The organism is Streptomyces sp. DH41, from assembly GCF_029813785.1.
Classification (GTDB): Bacteria; Actinomycetota; Actinomycetes; order Streptomycetales; family Streptomycetaceae; genus Streptomyces.
Genome location: NZ_JARVKY010000050.1, coordinates 21,462 through 28,092 on the forward strand (window position 1 = coordinate 21,462; position 6,631 = coordinate 28,092).

6 protein-coding genes are annotated in these 6,631 nt (G+C 72.9%); 5 read left to right on the plus strand and 1 reads right to left on the minus strand.

What is annotated here, in order from left to right:
* Nucleotides 1-107: 107 nt before the first annotated feature.
* Entirely contained in the window at nt 108-1,133 is a 1,026-nt protein-coding gene (locus QC283_RS38935; protein WP_279566527.1) for a LacI family DNA-binding transcriptional regulator, read from the minus strand.
* 236 nt (nt 1,134-1,369) lie between these two features.
* Here QC283_RS38935 and QC283_RS38940 point away from each other — a divergent pair, with 236 nt between their 5' ends.
* The 5 genes from QC283_RS38940 (at nt 1,370) to QC283_RS38960 (ending at nt 6,594) form a co-directional block, all read left to right on the plus strand.
* Nucleotides 1,370-2,125 (plus strand): (Fe-S)-binding protein, encoded by a 756-nt coding sequence (locus QC283_RS38940; protein WP_279566528.1) that lies wholly within the window; start codon nt 1,370-1,372, stop codon nt 2,123-2,125.
* Nucleotides 2,122-3,624 (plus strand): lactate utilization protein B, encoded by a 1,503-nt coding sequence (locus tag QC283_RS38945; RefSeq protein WP_279566529.1) that lies wholly within the window; start codon nt 2,122-2,124, stop codon nt 3,622-3,624. Before QC283_RS38940 ends, QC283_RS38945 begins: the two co-directional genes overlap by 4 nt.
* Complete coding sequence (locus QC283_RS38950; RefSeq protein ID WP_279566530.1) at nt 3,621-4,274, plus strand: LutC/YkgG family protein; 654 nt, start codon at nt 3,621-3,623, stop codon at nt 4,272-4,274. Before QC283_RS38945 ends, QC283_RS38950 begins: the two co-directional genes overlap by 4 nt.
* A 214-nt stretch (nt 4,275-4,488) precedes the next feature.
* On the plus strand, nt 4,489-5,280 hold the full coding sequence (locus QC283_RS38955) for an ABC transporter ATP-binding protein (protein WP_279566531.1): 792 nt from the start codon (nt 4,489-4,491) through the stop codon (nt 5,278-5,280).
* A gap of 3 nt (nt 5,281-5,283) precedes the next feature.
* On the plus strand, nt 5,284-6,594 hold the full coding sequence (locus tag QC283_RS38960; protein WP_279566532.1) for an ABC transporter permease: 1,311 nt from the start codon (nt 5,284-5,286) through the stop codon (nt 6,592-6,594).
* Nucleotides 6,595-6,631: the final 37 nt, after the last annotated feature.

Consider the following 6,631-nt stretch of genomic DNA (forward strand, 5'->3'; position numbering starts at 1 on the left):
TCGTGCGGTCGGGCCGTGCGGACGGATTCTTTCGGCCGTGTCCCAGTTCAGCACATGGTTCTGCGGTCGCCGACCCCCGGGATCGCGAAATCGTGCTGAACGACGGGTCAGCGGGCGGCGAGGCTGGAGCGCCGTACCACCAGTTCGGGCTGGAGCACGACCCGCCGGTGCGGGTGGGCCCGGTCCGAAGCCCGCGGCTCCGTCTCCTCCAGGAGGAGCTCGGCGGCCATGGCGCCCATGGTCACCGCGGGCTGGCGCACGGATGTCAGCGGGACGGCCGCGGCGGCGGCGAACTCGATGTCGTCGTAACCGACGATCGCGAGGTCCCCGGGGACGTCGACCCCGGCGGCGTACAGGGCCTGCAGGACACCGAGGGCGAGCAGGTCGTTGGCGCAGAAGACGGCGGTGGGCCGGTCCGCCAGGCCGAGGAGGCGGGCACCTGCGTCCCGGCCCGCGGCGACGTCGAGGCGTTCGGTGGGCAGTTCGCGCAGCGCGTCGGGGGCGAGCCCGGCCTCGGCGAGCGCCCGCAGGGCGCCGGTACGGCGGTCGCGCACCTGGTGGAGTCCGGGCGGGCCGCTGACGTAGGCGATGGAGCGGTGTCCGGCGTCCACCAGGTGTCGCACCGCCAGGGCGCCGCCCGCGACGTCGTCGACGGAGACCGAGCACTCGGTGGTGCCGTCGGCGACCCGGTCGACCAGTACGAAGGGGATGTTGTGGCGCCGGAAGCCCTCGATGTTGCGGCCGGTGGCGTCGGCCGGGGTCAGCAGGACGCCCCGGACCCGCTGCTCGGCGAAGAGCGAGAGGTACTCGGCCTCCTCCCCGGGGTCCTGGGCGCTGTTGCAGACCATCACGCCGAGCCCGGCGTCGCGCGCCGCCCGCTCGGCGCCGCGGGCGACGTCGACGAAGAAGGGGTTGCCCATGTCCAGGACGAGCAGCCCCATGATCCGGCTGCGGCCGGCGCGCAGCTGGCGCGCGGACTCGCTGCGGACGTAGCCGAGCCGGTCGATCGCGGACTGCACGCGCGCGCGGGTCTCGGTCGCGACGGTGTCGGGGCGGTTGATGACGTTGGAGACCGTGCCCACGGAGACTCCGGCGGCGCGGGCGACGTCCTTGATACCCACCGAATGGGCCATCGGGCAGGGACCTCCAGGGTCGGACCAGAAACAGCGCACCAGGGACGAGGGGCGGCCGGAAGGCCTTCACATTACCCGCGCCGCCGTGGGAGGACCTCCGTCAGGGGCGGGCGACCGAGGCCCGACCCGCCGCCCGTGGTCTCCCCCTGGCTCGATACGCCGACTACCCTGCGCTTCATCCGATGATCACATCGTTCGGGCTGACCGTTCGAGCCGATCGACCACAAGGAGCCGCGATGCGTGTCGCCCTGTTCCTGACCTGCGTCAACGACACGCTCTATCCGGACACCGGTCGTGCCGTGGTGAGGCTGCTGACCAGACTGGGTGTCGACGTCGACTTCCCGATGGCCCAGACCTGCTGTGGGCAGGCGCACTACAACACGGGGTACCGGCACGAGGCGGAGCCGCTGGCCCGGCACTTCGCCGACGTCTTCGCACACTACGACGCGGTCGTGACGCCGTCGGGCTCGTGCGGCGCGATGGTGCGGGAGCTGTATCCGCGCATGGGCGAACGGGCGCGGGCCGAGGGACGCGGGGACACGCTCGCGGCGACCCTGGCACCGGTGGTGCCGAAGACGTACGAGCTGACGGAGTTCCTCGTGGACGTGCTGGGGGTGACGGACGTGGGGGCGTACTACCCGCACACCGTGACGTACCACCCGACCTGCCACGGGCTGCGGAGCCTGGGTCTCGGTGACCGGCCCCGGCGGCTGCTGGAGGCCGTGAAGGGGCTGGAGCTGGTCGAGTTGCCCGGCGCGGAGGAGTGCTGCGGCTTCGGCGGCACCTTCGCCGTGAAGAACTCCGACGTCTCGGCGGCGATGGGCGTGGACAAGGTGCGCAACGCCGAGTCCACCGGCGCCGATGTGCTGTGCGCGGCCGACAACTCCTGCCTGATGCACATCGGCGGGACCATGACGCGGCTGCGGACCGGCATGCGGCCGGTGCACATCGCGGAGATCCTGGCGGGCACCGAGGAGGCGGCGACCGTATGAGCGGGACGTATCTGGGGATGCCGGCGTTCCCCGCCTTTCCCGAGGCGGCGCGTGGGGCCGTGCACAACCCGACGCTGCGCGGGAATCTGCGCCACGCCACGCACACCATCCGGGACAAGCGGGTCCGCGCGGTCGCGGAGCTGGACGACTGGGCGGCGCTGCGCGAGGCCGGGAAGCAGATCAAGGACCACACGCTGCGCCATCTCGACCGGTACCTGGTGCAGATGGAGGAGGCGGTCACGGCGGCGGGCGGGACCGTGCACTGGGCCGCCGACGCCGAGGAGGCCAACCGGATCGTCGCGGACCTGGTGAAGGCGACCGGCGGCGGTGACACGGAGAAGCGTGAGGTCGTCAAGGTCAAGTCGATGGCGACGCAGGAGATCGGTCTCAACGAGGCGCTGGAGGCGGAGGGCGTCCACGCCTACGAGACCGATCTCGCCGAGCTGATCGTGCAGTTGGGCAAGGACCGGCCGTCGCACATCCTGGTGCCGGCGATCCACCGCAACCGCGGTGAGATCCGGGACATCTTCCGCTCCGAGATGGGCGAGTGGGGCCGCCCGGCCCCCGAGGGCCTGACCGACACGCCCGCCGAACTCGCCGAGGCGGCCCGGCTGCACCTGCGGGAGAAGTTCCTGCGGGCCAGGGTCGGCATCTCCGGCGCCAACTTCATGGTCGCCGAGACCGGCACGCTCGTCGTGGTGGAGTCCGAGGGCAACGGCCGGATGTGCCTGACCCTGCCCGAGACCCTGATCTCCGTCGTCGGCATCGAGAAGATCGTGCCGAGGTGGCAGGACCTGGAGGTCTTCCTGCAGACCCTCCCCCGCTCCTCGACGGCCGAGCGCATGAACCCGTACACGTCCATGTGGACCGGCACCACCGACGAGGACGGCCCGCGGGTCTTCCACCTGGTCCTGCTGGACAACGGCCGCACCGACACCCTCGCCGACGAGGTCGGCCGTCAGGCCCTGCGCTGCATCCGCTGCTCGGCGTGCCTGAACGTCTGCCCCGTCTACGAGCGGGCGGGGGGTCACGCCTACGGCTCGGTGTATCCGGGCCCGATCGGCGCCATCCTCAGCCCTCAGCTCAGGGGTACGGGAAGCGAGGTCGACGCCTCCCTGCCGTACGCGTCCTCGCTCTGCGGCGCCTGCTACGAGGTGTGTCCGGTCGCCATCGACATCCCCGAGGTGCTGGTGCACCTGCGGGAGCGGGTGGTGCAGGGCGGGCCGGCCGTCCGGCAGGGCAACAGGGTCGTCCTGAAACCGGCGAAGGGGCATGCCGCGGAGCGGGCGGCGATGCGGGCGGCGCAGTGGGCGTTCACGCACCCGGGCGCCCTGCGGACCGGCCAGCGGCTGGCGTCGCGCACCCGTCGCCTGCATCCACGCACCCTTCCGGGACCGGGCCGCGCGTGGAGCGGCGCCCGGGACCTCCCGGAGGTGCCCGTGGAGCCGTTCCGGGACTGGTGGCAGCGCACCCACGGTGGGAAGGACGGGGCGAAGTGAACAGCGCGGGCAGCAGGGAACGCGTTCTCGGCCGCGTGCGGCGGGCACTCGCGGACGTGCCGCACGACGACCCGCCGTACGAGCGCGCCGTCGCGCGGGACTACGCGCGCGAGCACGGGCGGCGGACCGTCGCGGAGACGGTGGAGCTGCTCGCCGAGAACCTGGCGGAGTACCGGGCGATCGTGCACCGGTGCGCGGACGGGGAGTTGCCCGGCCTGCTGGCGCGGCTGCTGGCCGGACACGGCTCACGGAGCGTGGTGGTGCCGCCCGGGTTGCCGCCCCACTGGCTGGAGGCCGTCGACGCGACCCGCGTGCACGACGTGGCGGCGAGCACCCCGCACGAACTCGACCGGGTCGACAGCGTGGTCACGGGTTGCGCCGTCGCCGTCGCCGAGACCGGGACGATCGTCCTGGACGGCTCCCCCGACCAGGGCCGCCGCCGCATCACCCTCGTCCCCGACCATCACATCTGCGTCGTACGGGTGCCGGACCAGGTGGTCTCCGCCGTGTCGCAGGCCCTCGGACGCCTGGATCCGACGCGCCCGTTGACCTGGATCTCCGGTCCTTCGGCGACCAGTGACATCGAACTGGACCGGGTGGAGGGGGTGCACGGTCCGCGCACCCTGGAGGTGGTGCTGGTGGGCGGGTGAACGGGACATCACCACGCCGTGGCCGTCGAAGGCGATCGGCCGGGGTTCGGCGATCCGGGCTGTTCCGTCGGTCGTGGCGGTCATCGTGGCGTACGCGGGCCGGGGTGTCGCTGGGTACACCCCCCGATACGGGCTCTGCGCCCAGTGTGGCGCGGCCGCCGGCTCCGTAGCGTCGTCGGCGAGGCACCGCACAGGGCGTGCCGCACGGAAGGTGATGACGATGTTCCGCTCCGGCACACGAGGCGACCACGACCCGGGCCCCGCCCCCGAGGCACTCCGGCTCGTCGAGGTGACCAGGACCTACGGCAGCGCGGAGAACGCCGTGACCGCCCTGGACGGCGTGACGCTGAGCCTGGGGCGCGGCACGTTCACCGCGGTGATGGGACCGTCGGGCTCGGGCAAGTCCACGCTGCTGCAGTGCGCGGCGGGTCTGGGCCGGCCGGACAGCGGCGTCGTGTGCGTGGACGGCAAGGAGCTGACGGGGGGCGGCGAGGCGGAGCTGACGAAGTTCCGGCGCGGCCGGGTCGGGTTCGTGTTCCAGCAGTACAACCTGCTGGAGACGCTGACGGTCGCGCAGAACACGGTGCTGCCGCTGAAGCTCGCCGGGCGCCGGGTCGATCGGAAGCGGGCCCGGGAGATCCTCACCGCGGTGGGTCTCGGTGACCGGCTCGGTCACCGTCCCGACCAGCTCTCCGGCGGTCAGCGGCAGCGGGTGGCGATCGCCCGTGCCCTGGTCACCGAGCCCCGGGTGATCTTCGCGGACGAGCCCACGGGCGCGCTCGACACACGCAGCGCGCGGCAGGTGATGCTGCTGCTGCGGGAGGCGGCGCGGGTGCACGGCCGGACCGTGGTGATGGTGACGCACGACCCGGTGGCCGCCTCGTACGCCGACTCGGTCGTCTTCCTCGCCGACGGACGGCTGGCGGGGCGGATGGACTTCCCCACCCCGGACGCGGTCGCGGAGCGGCTGGCGCATCTGGGCGACGACGTCCCGGCGGGGGTGTGAACGATGTTCGTACTGGCCCTGCGGTCGATCCGGCGACGCCCCGGACGGTTCCTCGCGACGCTGCTGTCCGCCTTCCTGGGCGCGGCGATCATCATGGTGTTCAACTCGATGCACGACACGGCCGGACAGGACGGCGTGGACTCGGTCAGTTCGGACACGCTGGGCACGGCGGCGGGGGTCGTGGGCGGCTACGGGACCCTGCTGGTGTTCTTCGCGGTGGCCTCCACGCTGACGGTCAACGTGCGTCAGCGCACCGCCGAGATGGAGCTGCTGCGCTGCTCGGGCGCGACCCCCGCCCAGATCAGGCGGATGGTCGTGGGTGAGGCGGTGGCGGTGGCCGTGGCCGGCGCGGGACTGGCGATCGGTCCGGCGACGCTCGGGGGGCGGGCGCTGCTGGACATGTTCCAGGACGGCGGCCAGGTGGCGCGGTCCGTCGAGTACTCCTTCGGCCCGATCGCGCTGATCAGCGGTGTGGGCATCACCCTGGTCGCGTCGGCGGGCGCCGCCCTCCTGGCGGTGCGGCGCCTGACGCGGGGCGGCCGGGAGCGGGCCGGGGCCAAGCGTTGGCCGGCGTACGCCGCGCTGGGCACCGGTGCCGCGGGAGCCTGTGCCACCTTCCTGTTCTCGGCGACGGACGAGGCGCTGATGGCGCCGCCGGCCTACGGGGCGATCCTGCTGTCGGTGGGCTTCGCGCTGCTGTCGCCGCGACTGCTGAGGGGAGTGCTCGCCCGGCTGCCTCTGAACGGCGCGAGCGGCTGGCTGGCCGTGCGCAACCTGCGCGAGCGGGCCGGTCACCTCGCCGGGATCCTGGTGTCGCTGATCCTGTTCACGGCGGTGTCGACGGCGACGGTCACCATGCAGGCGGTGGAGAGCGACGCGGTGGAGGCCTCCGGCCTGGTCAAGTCGGTCGACGCCAAGAACCTGGAGACGCTCAATCTCACGGTGGTCGGCATCATCGCGGTGTTCGTCTGCGTGATGCTGGTCAACTCGCTGTACGCGGCGACGACGTACCGCTCCCGTGAGTTCGGGCAGCAGCGGCTGGCGGGGGCGACGCCCGGGCAGGTGCTGGGCGTGGTCGGCGCCGAGGGCGTGATCCTGACGGTGACGGGGGTGTTCTTCGGCACGGTGGCCGCGCTGGCGGGGGTGGTGCCGTTCACGGTCGTGCGTACCGACGCGGTGCTGCCCGGCCAGTTCCTCGGCGTGTGGCTCACGATGGTGGCGGTGTCGGCGGCGGTGACGCTGGGGACGAGCCTGGGGACGGCCCGGCGGGTGCTGCGTACGCCGGCGGTCGGGGCGGTGGCTCTGGCCGCATGAGCCGCGAACCGCGAGAGGGGGTGGCCGTCGCGACGGC

What these genes read in the sequence shown, in the direction of transcription:
- QC283_RS38935 (WP_279566527.1), bottom strand. Translation starts at nt 1,133, where the DNA reads ATGGCCCATTCGGTGGGTATCAAGGACGTCGCCCGCGCCGCCGGAGTC.
- QC283_RS38940 (WP_279566528.1), top strand. Translation starts at nt 1,370, where the DNA reads ATGCGTGTCGCCCTGTTCCTGACCTGCGTCAACGACACGCTCTATCCG.
- QC283_RS38945 (WP_279566529.1), top strand. Translation starts at nt 2,122, where the DNA reads ATGAGCGGGACGTATCTGGGGATGCCGGCGTTCCCCGCCTTTCCCGAG.
- QC283_RS38955 (WP_279566531.1), top strand. Translation starts at nt 4,489, where the DNA reads ATGACGATGTTCCGCTCCGGCACACGAGGCGACCACGACCCGGGCCCC.
- QC283_RS38960 (WP_279566532.1), top strand. Translation starts at nt 5,284, where the DNA reads ATGTTCGTACTGGCCCTGCGGTCGATCCGGCGACGCCCCGGACGGTTC.